We start from the raw sequence: 19745 nt of genomic DNA on the forward strand, positions 1-19745 counted from the left end.
TATGCGTCTAATCTGCATTATGGCGTGCGCCGCCGCGTGTGGCATCGGGCGTGGCCGCCGTCCCTGGCGGCGTCGGCCGCGTCATCGTCGGTAAGCAAACTCCGGAGGAAGTCGGCCTGCGGCCTCCGCTGAAAGCAGTTAATGCCCGCCCGGCGTCGTCTTGTAAGTACCCCGACAAACCGGACCATTCACCTTTAGAGATCTTCCGGCATACCGCCACGCTGAGTCGTGACACGGCGCATGCCAACGACAGCATCAGCCCGATCTTTAACAAAGAGAAAGAACAGCAGCGACTGCAGACCGCGCAGATGATTGGCGAGATTGGCAGTCAGGTGGCGGATATTGCTCGTACGCAGGGCGAGATTGGTGCGCTGAAGGAAGCCCAGAAGGTAAAAGGCCCCGCACCTGAAGGCGCGTCTGAAAAAGTACGTAATGCCTATATTGAGAGCCTTAAAGCCACAACTGAGTACAAAATAGCAATCGCTGACTCCGGTACCGGAAGTTCATTACAGCGGGGGATTCAGGCGGCCACCGCAGCAGTGCAGGGACTGGCAGGCGGAGATTTTAAAGCGGCACTGGCTGGCGCATCCGCCCCTTACCTCGCCGAACTGATCCACAACAATACCACCACAACAGGCCCTGACGGCAAGGAAGTGGTGAATACCGCAGCCAATCTGATGGCGCATGCGGTTGTGGGCGCCGTCATTGCACAGGCGCAGGGCAATAGCGCGCTGTCCGGTGCCAGTGGGGCAGCGCTGGGCGAATTTATCGCTCAGGAGATGTATCCGGGTATCGCGCGGACGGATTTGAGCGAAGAGCAGAAGCAAACTATCAGCGCACTCGGAACGCTGGCAGCGGGGCTTGCTGGCGGTCTGGCAAATGGCAGTGCGTCAGGAGCCATAGCGGGCGCTCAGGCGGGGAAAAATGCGGTTGAGAATAATGCGCTGGGAGATATTGCGCAGGCGCAGTCTGAAGGCAAGACGGTGGAGCAGAAGGCGGTTGATTACGTTGAGGCTGAAAACGAGCGCTATAAGAAGGCAAACTGCGTCGGAATGAGCGCCGAAGCCTGCTCGGTGAAGATGTACACGGAACGGCGTGAAGCGTTGAAAGATGTGGCGTCAACGGGTGCAGATTTTGTGCCGGTGGTGGGTACGATAAAAAGTGCAGCGGAAGCACAGTCAGCACTGGATTATCTCTACGTGGCCGCTTCCCTGATACCGGGAGAGCGTGTTGCCGCGGGTATGCTGAAAGCGGCAGAGAAAGCGCTTACCAGTGGTGATGTTGCTGAAGCGTCCAAGCTGGTTAACAAAGCCAGCGATGAGATAGCAACGGCTTCACGGCCCAGCCACAGGCAATCAGAAATTGATGTAGGTAAAGATCTTGGCAATGGATGGCGCGAACAAGTCAGCTTCAAAGATGGTAAAGAAGTCCCATATGGGACAAAAGGTGGGGTTCGCCCTGATTGGTGTCAGGGAAATGTTTGTAGTGTTGAAGTGAAAAACTATAATATTACGAATAATCAGAGCGGTCTGATTAGTAATGTGTCTAAGCAAGCGATCCAACGTGCTGAGAATCTACCTGCAGGAATGCAGCAGAGGGTTATTATCGATGTGCGTGGACAAAGTGTGTCATTAGAGCAAGAGAGAGCAATTATTAAAGGAATTGTCCAAAAATCTAATGGTGCTATTGATCCAGCTGCAATTGAATTCAAAAGGTAATTCTTATGAAACACATAGGGTTTTATGGTGGCAGTTCTATAGTTGAACTTGGCTATCCTTCAGATATGATTGAATTTATTTCTATTTTAAATAAAAATGTTCTTGATAAAGAAGATGGGTATTTACTGGAGCAACTTTATCTTAGATATGTTCACCTTAAGGACTTGGATAAAACTCAATCATTAATAAAAAAATTACGAGTCCTTTTACCAAAAGACGTTGAGGAAAGGTTTTTAAAATATTTTGATGGTATTGAGTATTGCATAAAATCTGCGAAAGGGTTTTATGAAGACTGGAATGTTTATAAACCAGTAAAAATAGTTGTGACTGATATGCCAGATTTTATGGGGCATCGAGATCGAGCGGTAGAAGAATATGATGCTTTATCGTCTGGTGATATCCCATTTTGGCTACGTTAAAGTAAGCAATCCCAGCCCGGCTGCTGGGATTTTTTGCCTGTTACCAGGTCAGCCAGCGCTTCGCTTCTGCGGCTTTGTCATGACTTGTGACCTCCACCCTGAAACCTCCCCACCACCCTTTCCCTCAACCACCGATGCCCCAAATCCCGGTGCGATCGCTCATGCCACAGCATCACCAGTTCAAAGCCCGGAATCGCCATCGGGGGCTTCACGGTCATTAATCCCGGCATCATCGCCGCCACTCTCCCCGGCATCAACGCCACCAAATCGCTGGTGCTCAGCACGCTGCCCATCAGCAAAAAGTGGGGCACAGAGAGCACCACTTTCCGGCTCAACCCTCTGGCTTCCAGCACGGTATCCGTCACCCCGCGAAAGCCGCCGCCGTCGGGTGATACCACTACATGCTCCAACGCGCAGAGCGCTTCGGCGGTGATATCAGAATGCAGGGCGGGATGACCCTGACGTCCTGCCACCACATAACGCTCCTGAAATAGCGGGCGGATATGCAGCCCGTCTGGTACGCCGTCACGCAAATGAAGCACCAGATCGACCGTGCCTTTTTCCAGCTGCTGCGCGATCAACGCGGGTTTCATATCCAGAATGGCGAGCCGGGTGCCCGGTGCTTCCTGACGTAATGCTGCCATTAATGGAACCAGTGCCGTCTGTGCGCCGTAATCCGTGGCGGCCACGCGCCACTCCTGAACGGCGTCGGCAGGGATAAACGGGCCTGGCGCAGCAATCACCTCATCGATCATGCCGCTCAGTTGCTCAAGCGAAAGGCGTAACGCCTCGGCGCGCGCGGTGGGGCGCATGCCATGAGATACCGGGATCAGCAGGGGATCGTTAAACCACTCACGCAGGCGCTCAAGCCGGGCACTGACAGAAGGCTGAGAAAGATTTAGCCGCTGCGCCGTCCGGCTCACGCTGTTTTCCTGTAACAGCACATTCAGAGTCATTAACAGGTTGAGATCGGGTTTCATGGTATCAGTCTTGCCTATAGTGAATATCCATTCATTTACTTTTACTGATAGCACATTCGGATGCAGGCTACATCTCAGATTCCCATCAAAGCAGGTGATTTTATGAATGTGTTAATCGTTGTTGCCCACCCTGAACCCCATTCCCTTAACGGCGCGCTGGCGCGTTTCTCCGTCAGCCACCTGGAGCAGTTGGGTCATCAGGTGCGCGTTTCCGATCTCTATGCCATGAACTGGGAGGCGCGCGTATCGCCCGCTGATACGCAGCATCGCCAGAATGCAGAACGCTTTGATCCCTCTTTAGAATCCACCCAGGCTTTTGAAGGCGGCTTCCAGAGTGAAGATATTGTCCAGGAACAGGAAAAAATGTTGTGGGCCGATGCGGTGATTTTACAGTTTCCGCTCTGGTGGTTTTCCATGCCGGCAATCATGAAAGGCTGGATCGATCGTGTTTACGCCTGCGGCTTTGCCTATGGCGTGGGGGAGCACTCAGATACGCACTGGGGCGACCGCTATGGCGAAGGTATGCTGGCAGGGAAGCGTGCGATGCTGGTTGTCACGATGGGCGGATGGGAATCCCACTACAGCCCACGCGGCATCAACGGCCATATCGATGACATTCTGTTCCCCATTCAGCATGGCATCTTGTTTTATCCCGGTTTTGACGTGCTGCCGCCTTTCACGCTTTATCGCACCGGCCGCACCGACAGCGCGCGCTTTGCAGCACTGTGTGCAGAGCTGGGCGAGCGTCTGGATAATCTGTTTGTGACCGAACCTGTCGCCTATTATCGGCAAAACGACGGCGATTACAGGATACCGGATCTGACTTTGCGCGACGATCTGGCGGCAGGCGAGCAGGGGCACCACGTGCATATTCGCAAACCGTAACAGATGAACGGGCCAGATTTCTGCGCATGACGTTCATCTGGCCCACTCGCAACTATTTTAAAATAACCCTTGCATGCATCAGCAGGATATGACCTAATGAATCGTCGGTTTGATTAACAGACACTATCAAAGTAAGTAACCAAAGCAGTTCTCATCTCTAAGCCTGTCGCGAGACATTCCTTCTTTTTGAGTCTTCTCTTACGTTCTGATTAAAATCTGTTCTCAGGCCATTACGCCGGAAGGCTCTATTATTAAGGAATTAAACATGTCTAACAAAATCCGCGGTACCGTTAAATGGTTCAACGCTGAGAAAGGCTTCGGTTTCATCTCTCCTCAGGACGGCAGCAAAGATGTATTCGTACACTTCTCTGCAATTCAGGGCACAGATTTCCGTTCGTTAGATGAAGGTCAACAAGTTGAGTTTACAGTAGAAAATGGTGCCAAAGGCCCAGCTGCTGCGAACGTTGTTGGTCTCTAAGGACTGAAAATTACGCGTTTTAAATGTCCTCACTGTAGTGGCTCGCAGTACCGTACATCACATTTCGATGTGACAAGAGCCAACCCGCATGGAGCGAAATGCATTTTTTGCAAAACGGTCGTTGTTCAAATTAACGCGACAAGGATTGCAGCTCAGAGCCAGCCTCAGGCGCTCTGAAAAGGCTAAAGAGTTCTATAGCGTTGTTGCATTTACCGTAATAAAAGGCTGCCACTGGCAGCCTTTTTTGTTTCCCTTCAGCCAACGTTCCGCTGCTATTGACTAAACCATCAGGGCAAGCACGCCGCCCCAGAACAGCAGGCAGAAAGCGAACGCTGCAATCCAGCTCAGCTGACGGACACGCCCACGAAACAGTGACTTACGGATGACGGGAAGCGTTTCACTATGCATTCTTATATTCTCGAGTGGTGGATATCAAGCCTTACTGGGCAGGGATAAGCTGCCCGTTACGTCTTAGCTCGCGGCTTCCATTGCTTTAAAAATCACGTCAGACAGTTCGTTCAGTTCGAACTTCGCCACATAGCCATCGGCACCGACTTTGCGCACGTGATCTTCGTTTGCACTGCCAGAAAGCGAGGAGTGGATCACCACAGGAATATGGCGCAGCGTCGTATCGCGCTTGATGTTACGTGTCAGCGTAAAGCCGTCCATTTCTGGCATTTCCAGATCGGTTAACACCAGCGCAATCTTGTCGTGAATGGATTCACCCTGGGCCTGAGCCTGCTGATGTATCTCTTTGATTTTTTCCCATGCTTCCAGGCCGGTGTTGCACATGATGGCGGGAATACCCATGCTCTTCAGGCCTTGCTCCAGCAGTTGACGGGCAACTTTAGAATCTTCCGCCACAATCGCCACTGAACCCGGCTTCATTTTGAACTGACGCTCTTTCGGGGCTTCCGGCTCAACGCCGCGCACAGACGGGATGATGTCATACAAAATTTGTTCAACGTCCAGCACCATGGCCAGATTGCTTTTTTGTTCATCGTCATCAAGGCAGGCGATACTGGTGATATTACGGCCACCGATCCCGGCTTCAGCGGTATGCACCTGGCTCCAGTTAAGGCGCACGATGTTTTCGACAGACTCGACGGCAAACGCCTGGGTGTTACGCGCGTACTCGGTCACCAGCAGCAGGTTAAGTCCCGTTTCTGGAACACAGCCTGCTACAGCCGGTAAATCAATCACCGGAATAAACTGTCCGCGGATACTGGCCATGCCGAGCAACGGCGAGCGCATGCCTGCGGCTTTGGTAATCGGCGGCATCGGTACAATTTCACGCAGTTTAAATACGTTGATACCAAACAGCTCTGATTTACCTTTTAACTGGTCAGAGCCCAGGCGAAACAGCAGCAGCTCAAATTTGTTCGATAACGCGAGATTTGCTCTCTCGTCGATCTCTTTCTGAAAATTATCCATTGTTGCCTCAGCATCAGCGCAGCAGGTGAAAAGGGTTGTGATGAAGTTATCGGCAGCAAGTGCAAAAAGGTGAGAGGGGAAAATCTAACGGCCGCATATTCTTGTGCCAGGCTTAACAGTGACTATTCAACATGGACACCTTCCCTTAAAGGAGTACGAGATGAAAAAAGTATTACTGGCCGCCTTGTTAGCCATGGCAACGTCTGGTGCATATGCAGAGCAAGGTGGTTTTAAGACAGGCGATACGCCGCCGCCGCAGAGCAAACAGGATGCGGGCTACAAAGGATCGGAAGATACCGGGCAAACCCACATCGATCAGATCCGTGACTTCCGCCAGGGCGGTTACGTCACGCTGGAAGGCTATATCGTTAAAAAATTAAAGGGCGATAATTATCAGTTTCGTGACGATACCGGCCATGTGACCCTCATCGCGCCGGAAAAAACGTTCGGTGGTAAAACCTATACCGCTAATGACAAAGTGCGAGTGAGTGGCAAGGTGCAGGGGAAAGGCGACAAAACAACGCTGCACGTGACGCGGATAGATGAGCCATAAAAGCGTGGGCGAGAGTGAGTCTCGCCCTTTTTTTTAATCTTTTAACAGGACTGCGCGGCAGGTCTTGCCTTTAATTTTACCCTGCTTGAGCTTGACCAGTGCGTGCTTAGCCTGGGCCGCTTCTATCGCCACATATGCATGAGTCGCGGTGAGATCGATTTTACCGATTTGGTCAGCCCGGTAACCCGCTTCTCCCGTCAGTGCCCCCAGGATATCGCCGGGGCGGATTTTGGCTTTACGCCCGCCATCAATGCAGAGCGTCATCATGGCGGCCGGTAACGCTTTACTGCTTTTCTTTAACGAACTGGCCGCAACCCAGGGCAGCTTCTGTTGCAGGAAGTCTTCAAGAGCATGAGCGCGTGCCATTTCGTCTGCAGCGACAAAGCTCACCGCTGCGCCCTGTTCGCCAGCGCGCGCGGTGCGGCCAATGCGATGCAGGTGCACTTCCGGATCCCAGGCCAGCTGATAGTTTACCACCAGCGAGAGCAACTTGATGTCCAGCCCACGGGCCGCAACATCGGTTGCGACTAATACGCGGCCGCTGCCGTTGGCAAAACGGATCAGCACCCGTTCGCGATCGCGTTGTTCCAGATCGCCATGCAGGGGAAGTGCGCTGATATCGCGTGCATTGAGCGCAGCCGCAATATCATCGCACTCCCGCTTGGTATTACAGAACACCACGCAGGAAGAGGGCTGGCGTTCGCTGAGCAGACTGATCAGCAGTGACAGCTTTTCACCGTGGCTGGCTTCAATAAACTGCTGCTCGATAGCAGGGAGTTCACTCACTTCTTCCGTGACCACGCTCAGCGCCTCACGCTGAAAGCGCTGGCTCAGGGCGGCAATGCCTTCCGGCCAGGTCGCGGAGAACAGCAGCGTCTGACGTGATGCTGGCGTGGCAGCGATAATCGTTTCCATATCGTCGCGGAAGCCCATTTCCAGCATGCGATCGGCTTCGTCCAGTACAAGCGTACGCAGGCTCTCCAGCTTCAGCGTCTCACGCTTAATGTGATCCAGAATACGGCCCGGTGTGCCGACCACGATATGAGGCGCATGCACCAGCGAATCGCGCTGGGCGCTCATAGGCTGGCCGCCACATAAGGTTAAGATCTTAATGTTGCGCGTGAAGCGGGCTAACTGCCGCAGGACGTTACTGACCTGATCGGCCAGTTCCCGGGTCGGGCATAAAATCAGCGCCTGCGTCTGAAAGTGAGCGCTGTCGATATGCTGCAGCAACCCAATACCAAATGCGGCGGTTTTACCGCTGCCGGTTTTGGCCTGCGCACGCACGTCGCGTCCGTCTAAAATCGCGGGCAGCGTGGCGGCCTGAACCGGCGTCATGCTGGTATAGCCCATTTCGCGCAGGTTATCGAGCTGGCTGTCGGGAAGAGAATTAAGCGAGGAAAAAGCGGTCACGGGTGCGGCCTCTGCGGCTAAAAGTGGGGGGCATCATTGCGTGCGCAAGTCTGTCAGAAAGCGTGCGCAACGGCAACGTTAACCTTATGAATAAATAATATCCATTTCACGCGAGTTTTTTTAAGAATAAACTGAAGATGATGTGCGTTAGGTGGATTATTTTAATGAATGACAGCGGAATACATTCGCCAGGATCGGGTCCGATAACCGTCTGACAACGTTAATAAATTCATAATCTTTTGTTTATAAGAGCGAATATTGAGTTAACCGGTGAAGCCCGTTTTTTTTACAGGGTAAATAGCATTAGTAATGTAAAAGTATTGGCTTCAGCCCCTGTAAAAATCATTGAGTAACTCCTTTATATTGAGCGACATAGATCGATATAACCACTGGCAGAGGGTTTTTTCATTGAATAATATCCCGCAGATCTTGCATGAAGACGTACTAAAAATCGTTGGTCGTGCTGTCCTGACGCTCCATCTTTATGGCGAAACCTTATCGGCAGATAAAGTTGCCTCTATGATCGGATGTTATGCAGAAGACGATCCTGTTGCCCCTGACGGCGCGCCGCTCTATGCGCTGGCGATGGAGTTAATGTCGAAAAAGAGGGAGGCTGGCCGGGCTTAACATCGCTGCGCCTGAGATGTCCGCGCCTCACTTTAGTGCCGTTGCGTAAAGTGAGGCGCATCTGCGTTAAACCTGCTGTCGCACAAACTGCGGTTTACCCCGCGAGAAACTCGCTATCACGGGCGAAATCCGTGCCACCGCTTCCGCCGAACAACTGGCCTCAACCAGCATCATGTTGGCGCTGTCGCCGATGCGCGGCCACTGGCGTTCGCCGCTGGCAGAAAGCGGAAGCACGCCATCAGTCGCAATCGCCAGCGCGCGGCTTAAAGAGAATTCATCCGATCCCCCGTACAGCTGGGCATATAAATTGGCCTTTTCCAGCATGCTGCCGGTGCCAAATGGCGACCAGTGATCGATCACGCTGTCGGTGCCCGTCATGACGTTTACCCCTGCCGCCTGCAACTGTGGCACGGGCATGGTCAGCTTGCCGATGGGCAGCGTGGAGGCAATGCTGAACTGCTGCTCGGCCAGATCGGCAATCATCTTGTCCAGCTCTGCGCCCTGTAGGGTTGCCAGCGCAAAACCATGACTGATGGTGACCTTACCGCGTAACGAGTGATTATTCTGCACGGTCTTAATCATGTAGCGAATCGCCTGCACGCCAGCAGCAGAGGTTTCATGCAGGTGGATATCGACACCGCGCTGGTAGTCGAGCGCAATCTGGAACATGGCATCCAGGGATTTTTCCATCGCGCCATCCACATGGGTAGGATCGAGTCCGCCAACGTACTGCACGCCAGATTGCATGGCCTCGCGCATCAGCCCATCAACCTGAGAATGCAGCAATCCATGCTGGGGGAAGGCGACAATCTCACAGGGGAAATCGGGATGGTTTGCCAGCGCGGCCTGCAGATGTTCCAGGCTTTGCAGGCCGCTGACCGGATCGATATTACAATGGCTGCGCGCCCGGGTCGTGCCCATGGCGTTCAGCAGGGCGATAAGCCCTTCGGCTCGGGCCTGAGAGGTGGGCAGCAGCTGTGGAATCAGCACCTGTTCGCGGGCAATCATGTCCATAATCGTTTTGCCTTTACGCGGCCGCGGTGCCTGCCAGGGGCCGCCGTAAAAGGTTTTGTCGAGATGGATGTGCATATCCTGCGTAGACGGCAGCAGCAGGGCACCTTGCGCATCCCAAAACGGCAGTGAACGGTCACCTTGTCCGGCCGGACTGATCTGATGAAATCGACCATCGCGAAGTGTGATGTCGTAGCGCGCCGTTTTCGTCTCAACAATCTCGTCACCGTCACGTCCGAAGCCCTCTTCAAGCACTACATTACGTAAAACGTAGTGAGCGGTTTGCGGCAAAGCTTTGCCAGAGGACGCGGGCGGTGCGCTGCGATTGGCGGCCATGCCCGGGGCGGTCATTCCGGCCATGATCATACTGCTGGCGGCGGTCAGGCGAACCCCCTGGCGGAGAAAGCGGCGGCGGCTGGTGGGCAAAGCGGTCTGCATCAGCGACTCCTGCGAAAGTGAGTGAGTCTTTAATCTGACAAACTGCGGCTTTCTCTGCTGGGTTGTTTTCCACTGCCTGCTATTTAAAAAATCACTGCCAGTTCAGACCGGCGAAGTCGGCCAGGGCATTCGCCAGCTGGCGCTGCAGCCCATCCTCAGGCTGACGACAAAACAGTGCCAGCTCAAACGTATCAATCACCGGTAAACCCTGTTGGCTATCCAGAACCCGATGCGAAGGTAAGCGACAGCTGGCCGGCAGCAGCGTTATCCCTAAGCCCTGGGCGCTGGCGGCGGAGAGTGCCACCAGGCTGGCACTGCTGTACCCAATTCGCCAACTGCGACCGAGTAAATCCAGCGTCTGGCAGATCTCCTCCCGGTACAGCCCTAGTTGCGGAAACAACACCAGCGGAACCGGCGACTGCTCGAAGCAGGGATGCGCGGCGCTGTCCAGCCACAGCAGCGGCTCCGGGCGCGAAGCCAGTGGGCGCTCACCGTAAGGCTGCTTGATCAGCATGATATCCAGCTCTTCCCGTTGCCAGGCGCGCCGCAGTTCCACCTGCATTCCGCTCATGACATCCAGCCGCAGGTGCGGATGTTCGCGGCTAAACCGCGCCAGCAGTCCCGCTGTGGGGGCGGCGAAGTCTTCCGGAACGCCAAGGCGCAGGATGCCATCGCGCCACTTATCGCTCAGCACATCGTGGGCTTCACCGTTAAGGGCAATGATCCGGCGGGCATAGCCCAGCAGTTTTTCGCCTTCTTCCGTGATCTGCACCTGGTGGGACGAGCGTGCCAGCAGCGTTTTACCGACCATCTCTTCCAGTCGTCGCACCTGTTGGCTGACCGTCGATTGCGACAGGTGCACCCGTTCGGCGGCGCGGGTAAAGCTGGTGGTTTCGCATACGGCAACAAAGCTCAGCAGCTGTTGGGGCGTAAACATGGGCTGGCGATTCATTTTTCCACTGCCTGTCATCCTGTTATTTCATTTCCAAATAGTAATCGCTGCTGTCAGGCTGACAACGTTTAATTCCAGGATCCCCTATGAAAAAAGACCCTTTTTTGATGATTGCCGCCCTGATACTGGCCGGACTGAACATGCGGCCACTGATGACATCCGTTAGTCCGCTGCTGGAGCAGCTGCGGGAAAGTATTGGATTATCTTCGCTGGCGGCCTCACTTCTGCCCGCGATTCCCATGATGATGATGGGGGCAATAGCCTTAGTGAGCGCGCCGCTGCTGCAACGTATCCCGCTGCGTAGGCTGCTGTGTAGCGGGCTGGCGCTGTTAGTACTGGCGCTGGCCAGCCGGTTTTTTATCGCGCAAGGCGCCTGGCTGGTGTGGAGCACGGTTCCTGGCGGTATCGGCATCGGGATTGTACAAATGGCCATGCCGGGGTTGATCCGTCAGCGCTTTACGCAGCGCAGCGCCATGATCACCGGGCTATGGGCGGCGGCGTTAATGGGCGGCGGTGGGCTGGGCGCGGCGATGACGCCGTGGATCAGTGCGCACCTGGGCTGGCAGGGCGCGCTCAGCAGCTGGAGTGTGCCTGCGCTGCTGGCCGTCATGCTGTGGTGGAGGATCCCTGCGGCGTCCCCGTCCCGGCAGACATCAGCCGTTATGCCCTCGGTCTGGCGCAATACGCGCGCATGGACGCTGGCGCTGAGCTTTGGGTTAGTAAACGGCGGCTACGCCATCTGTGTGGCCTGGCTGCCGGATTTTTATCATCAACAGGGCTGGAGCGCGCAGGCGGGCGGCGGCCTGCTGGGCGTGATGATTGCCTGTCAGGTTGCCGGTGCCCTGGTGTTTCCCCTGCTGGTGCGGGGGGCGGACAGGCGACCGCTGCTTCTGCTGACGCTGGCACTTCAGCTCTGCGGATTAACAGGCCTGCTGGTGGCACCGCTCTACCCAGCCTGGCTGTGGGCAGGGATAGCGGGCGTTGGCCTGGGCGGCGCATTTCCCCTTGCCCTGGTGCTGGCGCTGGACCATCTGGCGCATCCTCAGGCCGGGGCGCGTCTGGTGGCATTCATGCAGGGCGTCGGCTTTATTATCGCGGGCAGTATGCCGTTTCTTGCCGGGCAATTGCATGAACTTACAGGCCACTTTTCCTCTATCTGGCTGTTGCAGGGGAGCGTAACGGTCATGCTGATCGGCCTGAACCTGCGTTTTCATCCTGAAAGCTACAAACAGGCCTTTCCTGAACGGTAATTGGTCCTACCAAACTAGCAAAACGTTTTCAGCGGCTCACATAACGTTAAAAATAGTATAGTAACTGTTGCCTAGAGTTAACAGCGGGTTAAGTATCTGTAGCAAGCAAGCGCTGATTGCCAGATTGGTAGGACCAATCGGCGCGGCTGAAGTGACAGATGCGCCACCTGGTTTGCCGATCGCGCATCGCTTTCATCCTCTTATGGAGATCATGGCATGCAGATCTGGCAGCAAAATTACGATCCGCTCAACAATATCTGGCTCTCCAGCCTGATTGCTTTGCTTCCTGTTCTGTTTTTCTTCTTTGCGTTAATCAGGTTAAAGATGAAAGGCTATCAGGCCGCCACGCTCACGGTCGTCCTTGCGCTGCTGGTCGCGCTGTTGCTGTATCGGATGCCGCTACAGCAGGCGCTGGCGTCAGCGGTTTACGGTTTTATGTATGGCCTGTGGCCCATCGCCTGGATCATCGTGGCGGCGGTTTTTGTTTATAAGATCTCGGTTAAGACAGGTCAGTTCGACATCATCCGCGCTTCCATCTTATCGATCACGCCCGATCAGCGCTTACAGATGTTGATTGTGGGGTTCTCTTTTGGCGCCTTTTTAGAAGGTGCGGCAGGTTTCGGCGCGCCGGTCGCCATCACGGCCGCGCTGCTGGTGGGGCTCGGTTTTAATCCGCTCTATGCCGCAGGCTTGTGCCTGATCGTCAATACTGCGCCCGTGGCGTTTGGCGCGATGGGGATCCCGATAATTGTGGCGGGCCAGGTGACCGGGCTGGACAGCTTTGCCATCGGTCAGATGGCAGGCCGTCAGCTTCCGCTACTGACGATCGTCGTGCTGTTCTGGATCATGGCGATTATGGATGGCTGGCGCGGTGTCAAAGAAACCTGGCCCGCCGTGATCGTGGCGGGGGGATCGTTCGCGATTGCCCAGTTCCTCAGCTCCAACTTTCTGGGGCCGGAGCTGCCCGATATTATCTCCTCGCTCGCCTCACTCATTTCGCTGACGCTGTTTTTGCGCGTCTGGCAGCCGGTGCGCATCTTTCGCTTCAGCGAAACAGAAAGCCCGCACGCGGGCCAGCCTGTGAACCGGCAAAAATACACGACAGGGCAGGTGGTGCGCGCCTGGATGCCGTTCCTGTTTCTGACGGCAACCGTCACGGTGTGGAGCATTCCACCTTTTAAAGCGCTGTTCGCAAAAGGCGGTGCCTTAGCGGAATCGGTGCTCAGCCTCCCTGTGCCCGGCCTTGATGGCTGGGTAACCAGAATGCCGCCGGTGGTCGCGCAGCCCAGTAGCTGGCCGGCCATTTTTAAACTCGACCTGCTCTCGGCAACCGGTACGGCTATTCTGGTTGCCGCCCTCGTGGCTATCATCTTCCTGAAGATGAAGCCCCGGACTGCGGTAGTGACCTTTGCAGAAACCCTGAAAGAGCTCATGTTGCCCATCTACTCCATCGGGATGGTGTTGGCGTTTGCTTTTATCTCTAACTACTCCGGCCTCTCTGCCACGCTGGCGCTGGCATTGGCCCACACCGGCCATGCGTTTACCTTCTTCTCGCCTTTCCTGGGCTGGCTCGGCGTGTTTCTGACCGGCTCGGATACGTCATCGAATGCCCTGTTTGCCGCCTTGCAGGCGACGACCGCGCAGCAGATCGGCGTTTCCGATATCCTGCTGGTGGCGGCAAATACCACCGGGGGCGTGACCGGTAAGATGATCTCGCCGCAGTCGATAGCCATTGCCTGTGCCGCCGTCGGGCTGGTAGGCAGGGAGTCGGATCTGTTCCGTTTTACCGTCAAGCACAGCCTGATATTTACCTGCCTGGTGGGCATCATTACCACGCTTCAGGCTTACGTTTTTCCCTGGATGATCCCATGACACCAAACTTACTGCCGTCCGCCGATCCGCTGCGGGTTCGGCTCCAACAGTATATTCGCGACCATCAGCTTGAGCCCGGCATGCGTTTGCCTGCCGAGCGCCAGTTGGCTGCGGCGCTTGGCGTCTCACGCTCGTCGCTGCGCGAAGCTATTCAGCAGCTTATCAGCAGCGGAATATTGACGAGCCGACGCGGCGACGGCACCTGGCTGCGTCAGCCCCAGGAGCCCTGGTCTGAACAGCGCATTGTTGAGCCGATTCGTCAGCTGTTGGCCAACGATCCGGATTACCGCTATGACATTCTGGAAGCGCGCCACGCGATTGAAGCCAGCACCGCATGGCATGCGGCACTTCGGGCAACAGAGTCAGATAAGGAACGACTGCAGTACGCTTTTGACGCCACGCTGGCGTTGAAGGAGAGCGACGATCCCCATCTGGCCGGTCAGGCCGATCTGCGCTTTCACCTCGCTATCGCGGAAGCCTCGCATAACGTGGTACTGCTACAAACCATGCGCGGATTTTTTGATTTGCTGCAGTCCTCGATGTTGCACAGCCGCAGGTTGATGTACACCAGCCCGGCGATTTTCGACCGCCTCACCGTTCAGCACAGGGCAATGCTTGACGCCATTTTACTGGGTGATGCCGAGGCCGCCCGCTTAGCGGCGATGGATCATCTTGGTTTTGTTCATACCACGATGAAAACGCTTGATGAAGACGAAGCCAGACAGGCGCGTATTACGCGTTTACCAGGCCATCACCTGGACAACCACAAGGAGAAACGCTGATGATCATTTCTGCCGCCAGTGACTACCGCGCCGCTGCACAACGTATTTTGCCGCCTTTCCTGTTTCACTATCTGGATGGCGGGGCTTATGCGGAGCACACACTCCAGCGCAACGTCGCCGATCTTTCGGAGGTGGCGCTGCGCCAGCGCATCCTGCGCAACATGTCCGAACTCAGTCTCGAAACCACCCTGTTTAATGAAACGCTGTCAATGCCCGTGGCGCTGGCACCGGTCGGGCTGTGCGGCATGTATGCTCGTCGGGGCGAAGTGCAGGCTGCCCGCGCCGCCGCAGGCAAAGGCATTCCTTTCACGCTGTCCACCGTCTCTGTGTGCCCTATTGAAGAGGTTGCCCCGCAGATCAATCGCCCTATGTGGTTCCAGCTCTATGTGCTGCGGGACAGAGGCTTCATGCGCAACGCGCTGGAGCGGGCCAAAGCGGCGGGCTGCTCTACGCTGGTATTTACCGTGGACATGCCGACGCCGGGCGCGCGTTATCGCGATGCGCATTCGGGCATGAGCGGTGAAAATGCCGCACTGCGGCGATACTGGCAGGCCATCACCCATCCAAAGTGGGCACTGGATGTAGGATTACAGGGCAGGCCGCACGATCTGGGGAATATCTCCACCTATCTCGGCAAGCCTACCGGCCTGGAGGACTATATTGGCTGGCTGGCGAAGAACTTTGATCCTTCCATTTCCTGGCAGGATCTGGAGTGGATTCGTGATTTCTGGGATGGCCCGATGGTGATCAAAGGCATTCTGGATCCTGAGGACGCCCGTGACGCGGTGCGCTTTGGGGCTGACGGTATCGTGGTTTCTAACCATGGCGGACGCCAGCTGGACGGCGTGCTGTCCTCGGCCCGTGCCTTACCTGCGATTGCGGATGCGGTCAAAGGCGATATCACGATCCTTGCCGACAGCGGTATTCGAAACGGGCTGGATGTGGTGCGTATGATTGCGTTGGGCGCAGACAGCGTCCTGCTGGGGCGCGCCTTTATCTATGCGCTGGCGACACAGGGACAGCGCGGCGTTGAGCATTTACTGACGCTGATTGAAAAAGAGATGAAAGTCGCGATGACTTTAACCGGCGCGAAGCGCATTGCCGATATCACCCAGGCTTCGCTGGTGCAGGCAAATGCGCTCCTGCAGGAAGCCAATCTGCGTCCGGCATAGTCGCCCGCTGCGAAATCAGATGCGTTGTCTATACTTACCTTCTTTACCAACAGGAGGAATGACATGACCATTCATAAGAAAGGCTCGGCGCATTGGGAAGGCGATATTAAAGGCAAAGGCACAGTCAGCACCGAGAGCGGCGTACTGAACCAACAGCCCTACGGCTTTAACACCCGTTTTGAAGGACAAAAAGGCACTAACCCAGAAGAGCTGATTGGTGCGGCACATGCGGCCTGTTTCTCTATGGCGCTGTCGCTGATGTTGGGTAACGCAGGCCATAAGCCTGAAAGCATCGATACCACTGCAGACGTCTCGCTGGATAAAAAAGGTGAAGGCTTCGCGATCACCAAAATCGCCTTAACCAGCACCGTTTCTCTGCCGGGCATTGATAACGACACCTTTGATGAAATCATCAATAAAGCCAAAGCAGGCTGTCCGGTTTCTCAGGTGCTGAATGCAGAAATCACGCTCGACTACACCCTGAACAACTGACGACGATCCTGCGTCACTTTTCGTGATGCAATTGGTCGTGATGTCATCGGTGATCGTGCCGAATTCAGATGCGCCTGCGGGCGCATCTTCGTGTGCTGCATCCAATCGTCGCAGAGGCAGGCGGTTCTGCAAAACACGGGAAAAGGCGGTTCGTCTTGCCAGTAACGCGTGACGTACTGTTGTCGAATGAGGGGACAGCGATAATATGCGCATGAAATCGTGGCTTTCTCGCCACAAGCTTGGTGTGCTGCTAATGGTGGTACTGCTGCTGGAGTTACTCTACTTTCTGCTTACCGCATCCTGGTTTCCCTGGAACGCCACCTGACACGTCAGGCATACATCTCTTCTCCACGCTTAGTCCGCACGTCGCTGCGCGCAATACGGTAAGCCTTACCGGGATCGCCCGCCACAAATTCAAATGTTGGCGAATAGTAGAACGGAAGCCAGCCGCCATAGGCGCTTTCCCATTCCCAGCGTACCGGACAGGGCCACAGAATGCCTTCATACAAAATGTAATAAACCCAACGCCCAGTTGGACGGCGGGGACGACTACTTTTCATGGGATTCACGACTGTGTTGGTGTAAAACAGCTTATATTTTGAACGCTAAACGGCATCCTTGCAATGTTGTCTGCCTGTTTTTGTGTCCTTGCACCTGTTCAGTTATCTGAACGATGCACTTCACCACAAAGCAGCACCACGTTTGGGCGGACTTTATGAATGCGGTTTGCCATGACTTCACAGGCGGCTTTCGTTGGATAGATGCGCTCCGACACCGGCAACGCTTCACAGGCATCATGTCCACAGGCGCTCACCAACAATACAAAACCAATCAACATAACCGACTCCTTCTCCCGGTTCGCACATCACGAAATGGATGAGTGTTCCTTTTTTATAAAACCAGTATAGCTAATTGCCGTCGGGGCACTCATCACGCTGGACGGTATCGGATTGCTCTGACGCATTATAAGGCTTGCGCGCCTGAACAGCAGTGAAATCTTACTGTTAACAGCACGCGCCGCCACGCCGTCGCGTTAATTTCTGACGCCGCAACCCCATCGATTTTTATCTCTGCCGTGACGATGTTCAGGGTCAGAAAATGATCGCGCCTGTTGTAGGTTTTATTGCTCAACAGCGATGCCGGTACGTTTTGATATTTCTCACACTTCTGACATGCAAATCTGAAACCGGTTGCAGAAAATCTTTACCCTGTGTATTCGTTAATCATTCATCACACGGAGGAATTAACAATGCCAAAGATTTTGCTGTGCTGCGCCGCCGGAATGTCCACCAGTATGGTGGTACAGAAAATGGAAAAAGCCGCTAAAGAACAAGGCATAGCGGTAGAGATAAAAGCTGTGGGAATTGAAGAGTTTACTAATCTTATTGCCGACTATGACTGCTGCCTGCTGGGGCCGCAAATTAAATATAAGCTGGCGGATTTTGAGCCTGTCGCCCAACAACACAGTAAACCCATCGCAGTGATTAACAGCATGGATTACGGAATGATGAAGGGTGAAAAGATATTAAGTGATGCACTTAAGCTTATTCATCCCTGATGAGTAAGAAACTGAAAAATATATCGCAGGCCTGTATTTGCCTGTGCAGCGTTATTCTCGTTTTCCTGAGCAGGAGTTAAGGGATGAGCCGCTTAAGCGAATCGTTATTCGGCGTTATCGAAAACCGCATCAGTCCGCTGGCGGGACGCCTCTCCAGCCAGCGCCACGTCATCGCCATCCGCGATGGATTTATTGCCTCAATGCCGTTTCTGATTGTGGGTTCCTTCATGCTGCTGTTTGCGCATCCTCCTTTTTCGGCAGACAGCAGTTGGGCCTTCGCACAGTGGTGGCTCGGCATGGTCAAGGCACATGAAGAACAAATCATGATGCCGTACAACATGACGATGGGCATTATGGCGCTCTATATCGCCAGTGCTATCGCCTACAACCTGGCAAACAGCTATAAGATGAACGGCTTTATGGCGGCCAGCCTGTCGCTGATGGCGTTTCTGGTCGTGGCCGCACCGCAAACGGGCAAAATGCTGCCGGTAGGATCGCTGGGCGGGGAGGGGATTTTTACCGCCATTCTGGTCGCGCTTTTTGCCACGGAGCTGATGCACTTTTTGCAGAAACACAACATCGGCTTTAAATTACCCGAACAGGTGCCGCCGAAAATTCGTCAGTCCTTTGACCTGCTCATTCCCATCATTACCATTTTTATTACCTTATTTCCGCTTAGCCTGTGGGTACAGGCACAGTTTGGCATGCTGCTGCCGCAGGCTATCATGGCGATCTTCTCTCCGATCATCTCCGCCTCGGATTCACTGCCCGCCGTGCTGGTCGCCGTCCTGCTGTGCCACCTGTTGTGGTTCGCAGGCATTCACGGTGCCGTGATTGTCGGCGGGATTTTGCAGGCCTTCTGGCTGACCAATCTCGGCCTGAACCAGCAGGCACTGAATGCGGGTGAGCCTGTCAGCCATGTGTTTATCGAACCCTTTTGGCAGTTTTTTATCGTGATTGGCGGTTCCGGTTCCACCATGGGGCTGGTATTACTTTATTTGCGAAGCCAGTCTGCCCATCTGCGCTCCATTGGCAAACTCAGCATCGTGCCCAGTATGTTCAACATCAACGAGCCGGTTATTTTTGGCTCGCCCGTCGTGATGAACCCCATTCTGTTTATTCCCTTCGTTCTTGCTCCCTTGGTCAATGCCGTCATTGCCTGGGTCGCCACTAAAACTAATCTGATTAACCACGTCATTTCGCTGGCGCCGTGGACCACGCCCGCCCCAATTGGTGCGGCCTGGTCAACCGGCTGGGACTGGCGCGTCATCGTGCTGATTGCCGTGCTGGTGACGATTGCCACGTTGATTTACTACCCGTTTTTTAAAATGTACGAGCGTCAACTGCTGCAGCAGGAACTGAGTGCAGCACAACCGGTAAAGGAGTAATGCATGGAAATCGATGAAAGCACGGTAATCGAACTGATTATTCAGGCGGGCGAAGCGCGCTCCTGCTCGATGGAAGCGTTGCGTGCAGCTCGTCAGCAAAACTGGGAACGAGCAGACAGCATGCTGACCGCCGCGACGGCGGCGGCAAAGGCGGCGCATCAGATACAGACCCGGCTCATCGGTGCTGATGAGGGCAGCGGAAAAATCCCGGTCAACTTGATTATGGTTCACGCCCAGGATCACCTGATGAACGCGATGCTTTGCCGCGAGCTGGCAGAAGAAATTATTCAACTGCGTCGGGAGCTTGCCGCACGTTAAAAAAG

22 protein-coding genes and 1 pseudogene are annotated in these 19745 nt (G+C 54.8%); 15 read left to right on the forward strand and 8 right to left on the reverse strand.

The genetic code is table 11. From position 1 onward, the window contains the following. Positions 1-212 precede the first annotated feature (212 nt). Together EL29_RS23500 and EL29_RS01995 are read left to right on the forward strand one after the other, a co-directional pair. Positions 213-947 (forward strand): annotated as a pseudogene (locus EL29_RS23500) (VENN motif pre-toxin domain-containing protein); the annotation flags it as partial. 776 nt (positions 948-1723) lie between these two features. After that, on the forward strand, positions 1724-2137 hold the full coding sequence (locus tag EL29_RS01995; RefSeq protein ID WP_028714867.1) for a hypothetical protein: 414 nt from the start codon (positions 1724-1726) through the stop codon (positions 2135-2137). Positions 2138-2214: 77 nt separating this feature from the next. On the opposite strand, the gene EL29_RS02000 is transcribed toward EL29_RS01995, so the two are convergent. Beyond that, positions 2215-3117, reverse strand: a complete 903-nt coding sequence (locus EL29_RS02000; RefSeq protein ID WP_015700877.1) for a LysR family transcriptional regulator — start codon at positions 3115-3117, stop codon at positions 2215-2217. A gap of 102 nt (positions 3118-3219) precedes the next feature. Between EL29_RS02000 and EL29_RS02005 the strand changes: the two genes are divergently transcribed. The 3 genes from EL29_RS02005 (at position 3220) to ymcF (ending at position 4657) form a co-directional block, all read left to right on the forward strand. Then, positions 3220-4002: an NAD(P)H-dependent oxidoreductase gene (locus EL29_RS02005; protein WP_028714868.1), complete on the forward strand. Its 783-nt coding sequence runs from the start codon at positions 3220-3222 to the stop codon at positions 4000-4002. Positions 4003-4267: 265 nt separating this feature from the next. Beyond that, positions 4268-4480, forward strand: a complete 213-nt coding sequence (gene cspE / locus EL29_RS02010; protein ID WP_009091867.1) for a transcription antiterminator/RNA stability regulator CspE — start codon at positions 4268-4270, stop codon at positions 4478-4480. A 3-nt stretch (positions 4481-4483) separates the two neighbouring features. After that, positions 4484-4657 carry a cold shock small protein YmcF gene (ymcF, locus tag EL29_RS23015; RefSeq protein ID WP_085980249.1) on the forward strand — a complete coding sequence of 58 codons (174 nt, stop codon included), beginning with the start codon at positions 4484-4486 and terminating at the stop codon, positions 4655-4657. Positions 4658-4759: 102 nt separating this feature from the next. Here ymcF and EL29_RS23260 read toward each other — a convergent pair whose 3' ends face one another. Together EL29_RS23260 and EL29_RS02015 are read right to left on the reverse strand one after the other, a co-directional pair. Next, complete coding sequence (locus EL29_RS23260) at positions 4760-4888, reverse strand: hypothetical protein (protein ID WP_015700875.1); 129 nt, start codon at positions 4886-4888, stop codon at positions 4760-4762. A 63-nt stretch (positions 4889-4951) separates the two neighbouring features. Beyond that, positions 4952-5914 (reverse strand): chemotaxis protein, encoded by a 963-nt coding sequence (locus EL29_RS02015; protein WP_015700874.1) that lies wholly within the window; start codon positions 5912-5914, stop codon positions 4952-4954. 160 nt (positions 5915-6074) lie between these two features. On the opposite strand from EL29_RS02015, the gene EL29_RS02020 reads away from it, so the two are divergent. Then, positions 6075-6467 (forward strand): YgiW/YdeI family stress tolerance OB fold protein, encoded by a 393-nt coding sequence (locus EL29_RS02020; RefSeq protein WP_015700873.1) that lies wholly within the window; start codon positions 6075-6077, stop codon positions 6465-6467. 33 nt (positions 6468-6500) lie between these two features. Here the strand turns inward: EL29_RS02020 and dbpA are convergent, their stop codons facing one another. Beyond that, entirely contained in the window at positions 6501-7880 is a 1380-nt protein-coding gene (gene dbpA / locus EL29_RS02025; RefSeq protein ID WP_013024809.1) for an ATP-dependent RNA helicase DbpA, read from the reverse strand. Between the two features lie 408 nt (positions 7881-8288). Here dbpA and EL29_RS02030 point away from each other — a divergent pair, with 408 nt between their 5' ends. Further along, positions 8289-8507 (forward strand): hypothetical protein, encoded by a 219-nt coding sequence (locus EL29_RS02030; protein WP_014606481.1) that lies wholly within the window; start codon positions 8289-8291, stop codon positions 8505-8507. 66 nt (positions 8508-8573) lie between these two features. Here the strand turns inward: EL29_RS02030 and EL29_RS02035 are convergent, their stop codons facing one another. Continuing rightward, complete coding sequence (locus tag EL29_RS02035) at positions 8574-9956, reverse strand: amidohydrolase (protein ID WP_028714869.1); 1383 nt, start codon at positions 9954-9956, stop codon at positions 8574-8576. A 91-nt stretch (positions 9957-10047) separates the two neighbouring features. Continuing rightward, a complete protein-coding gene (locus EL29_RS02040; protein WP_033765668.1) occupies positions 10048-10908 on the reverse strand; it encodes a LysR family transcriptional regulator in 861 nt (286 codons plus the stop codon). Positions 10909-10994: 86 nt separating this feature from the next. Between EL29_RS02040 and EL29_RS02045 the strand changes: the two genes are divergently transcribed. From EL29_RS02045 to EL29_RS02065, 5 genes are all read left to right on the forward strand, one after another. Beyond that, positions 10995-12158, forward strand: a complete 1164-nt coding sequence (locus EL29_RS02045; RefSeq protein ID WP_014606478.1) for a cyanate transporter — start codon at positions 10995-10997, stop codon at positions 12156-12158. Positions 12159-12374: 216 nt separating this feature from the next. Beyond that, positions 12375-14030, forward strand: coding sequence for an L-lactate permease (gene lldP / locus EL29_RS02050; RefSeq protein WP_028714870.1), 1656 nt, complete (start codon positions 12375-12377; stop codon positions 14028-14030). Next, a complete protein-coding gene (lldR, locus tag EL29_RS02055) occupies positions 14027-14812 on the forward strand; it encodes a transcriptional regulator LldR (RefSeq protein ID WP_028714871.1) in 786 nt (261 codons plus the stop codon). The genes lldP and lldR overlap by 4 nt, the downstream gene beginning before the upstream one ends. Then, entirely contained in the window at positions 14812-15984 is a 1173-nt protein-coding gene (lldD, locus tag EL29_RS02060) for an FMN-dependent L-lactate dehydrogenase LldD (protein ID WP_013024816.1), read from the forward strand. Before lldR ends, lldD begins: the two co-directional genes overlap by 1 nt. Before the next feature lie 63 nt (positions 15985-16047). Then, positions 16048-16476, forward strand: a complete 429-nt coding sequence (locus EL29_RS02065) for an OsmC family protein (RefSeq protein ID WP_014606475.1) — start codon at positions 16048-16050, stop codon at positions 16474-16476. 329 nt (positions 16477-16805) lie between these two features. Here the strand turns inward: EL29_RS02065 and EL29_RS02070 are convergent, their stop codons facing one another. Next, complete coding sequence (locus EL29_RS02070; protein WP_014606474.1) at positions 16806-17036, reverse strand: hypothetical protein; 231 nt, start codon at positions 17034-17036, stop codon at positions 16806-16808. 98 nt (positions 17037-17134) lie between these two features. Beyond that, complete coding sequence (locus tag EL29_RS02075) at positions 17135-17314, reverse strand: hypothetical protein (RefSeq protein ID WP_013024819.1); 180 nt, start codon at positions 17312-17314, stop codon at positions 17135-17137. Positions 17315-17725: 411 nt separating this feature from the next. On the opposite strand from EL29_RS02075, the gene EL29_RS02080 reads away from it, so the two are divergent. The 3 genes from EL29_RS02080 to EL29_RS02090 all read left to right on the forward strand — a co-directional run bounded on the left by EL29_RS02080 (position 17726) and on the right by EL29_RS02090 (position 19740). Beyond that, complete coding sequence (locus EL29_RS02080) at positions 17726-18034, forward strand: PTS sugar transporter subunit IIB (RefSeq protein ID WP_028714872.1); 309 nt, start codon at positions 17726-17728, stop codon at positions 18032-18034. Positions 18035-18117: 83 nt separating this feature from the next. After that, complete coding sequence (locus EL29_RS02085; RefSeq protein ID WP_014606472.1) at positions 18118-19422, forward strand: PTS cellobiose transporter subunit IIC; 1305 nt, start codon at positions 18118-18120, stop codon at positions 19420-19422. Positions 19423-19425: 3 nt separating this feature from the next. After that, entirely contained in the window at positions 19426-19740 is a 315-nt protein-coding gene (locus tag EL29_RS02090; RefSeq protein ID WP_013024822.1) for a PTS lactose/cellobiose transporter subunit IIA, read from the forward strand. The last annotated feature ends 5 nt before the right edge of the window (positions 19741-19745 follow it).

This window comes from Pantoea ananatis LMG 2665, from assembly GCF_000710035.2.
Taxonomy (GTDB): Bacteria; Pseudomonadota; Gammaproteobacteria; order Enterobacterales; family Enterobacteriaceae; genus Pantoea; species Pantoea ananatis.

Coding starts and splice junctions, on each gene's coding strand:
- EL29_RS01995 (WP_028714867.1), top strand. CDS start 1,724: ATGAAACACATAGGGTTTTATGGTGGCAGTTCTATAGTTGAACTTGGC.
- EL29_RS02000 (WP_015700877.1), bottom strand. CDS start 3,117: ATGAAACCCGATCTCAACCTGTTAATGACTCTGAATGTGCTGTTACAG.
- EL29_RS02005 (WP_028714868.1), top strand. CDS start 3,220: ATGAATGTGTTAATCGTTGTTGCCCACCCTGAACCCCATTCCCTTAAC.
- cspE (WP_009091867.1), top strand. CDS start 4,268: ATGTCTAACAAAATCCGCGGTACCGTTAAATGGTTCAACGCTGAGAAA.
- EL29_RS23260 (WP_015700875.1), bottom strand. CDS start 4,888: ATGCATAGTGAAACGCTTCCCGTCATCCGTAAGTCACTGTTTCGTGGG.
- EL29_RS02015 (WP_015700874.1), bottom strand. CDS start 5,914: ATGGATAATTTTCAGAAAGAGATCGACGAGAGAGCAAATCTCGCGTTA.
- EL29_RS02020 (WP_015700873.1), top strand. CDS start 6,075: ATGAAAAAAGTATTACTGGCCGCCTTGTTAGCCATGGCAACGTCTGGT.
- EL29_RS02035 (WP_028714869.1), bottom strand. CDS start 9,956: ATGCAGACCGCTTTGCCCACCAGCCGCCGCCGCTTTCTCCGCCAGGGG.
- EL29_RS02040 (WP_033765668.1), bottom strand. CDS start 10,908: ATGAATCGCCAGCCCATGTTTACGCCCCAACAGCTGCTGAGCTTTGTT.
- EL29_RS02045 (WP_014606478.1), top strand. CDS start 10,995: ATGAAAAAAGACCCTTTTTTGATGATTGCCGCCCTGATACTGGCCGGA.
- lldP (WP_028714870.1), top strand. CDS start 12,375: ATGCAGATCTGGCAGCAAAATTACGATCCGCTCAACAATATCTGGCTC.
- lldR (WP_028714871.1), top strand. CDS start 14,027: ATGACACCAAACTTACTGCCGTCCGCCGATCCGCTGCGGGTTCGGCTC.
- lldD (WP_013024816.1), top strand. CDS start 14,812: ATGATCATTTCTGCCGCCAGTGACTACCGCGCCGCTGCACAACGTATT.
- EL29_RS02065 (WP_014606475.1), top strand. CDS start 16,048: ATGACCATTCATAAGAAAGGCTCGGCGCATTGGGAAGGCGATATTAAA.
- EL29_RS02070 (WP_014606474.1), bottom strand. CDS start 17,036: ATGAAAAGTAGTCGTCCCCGCCGTCCAACTGGGCGTTGGGTTTATTAC.
- EL29_RS02075 (WP_013024819.1), bottom strand. CDS start 17,314: ATGTTGATTGGTTTTGTATTGTTGGTGAGCGCCTGTGGACATGATGCC.
- EL29_RS02080 (WP_028714872.1), top strand. CDS start 17,726: ATGCCAAAGATTTTGCTGTGCTGCGCCGCCGGAATGTCCACCAGTATG.
- EL29_RS02085 (WP_014606472.1), top strand. CDS start 18,118: ATGAGCCGCTTAAGCGAATCGTTATTCGGCGTTATCGAAAACCGCATC.
- EL29_RS02090 (WP_013024822.1), top strand. CDS start 19,426: ATGGAAATCGATGAAAGCACGGTAATCGAACTGATTATTCAGGCGGGC.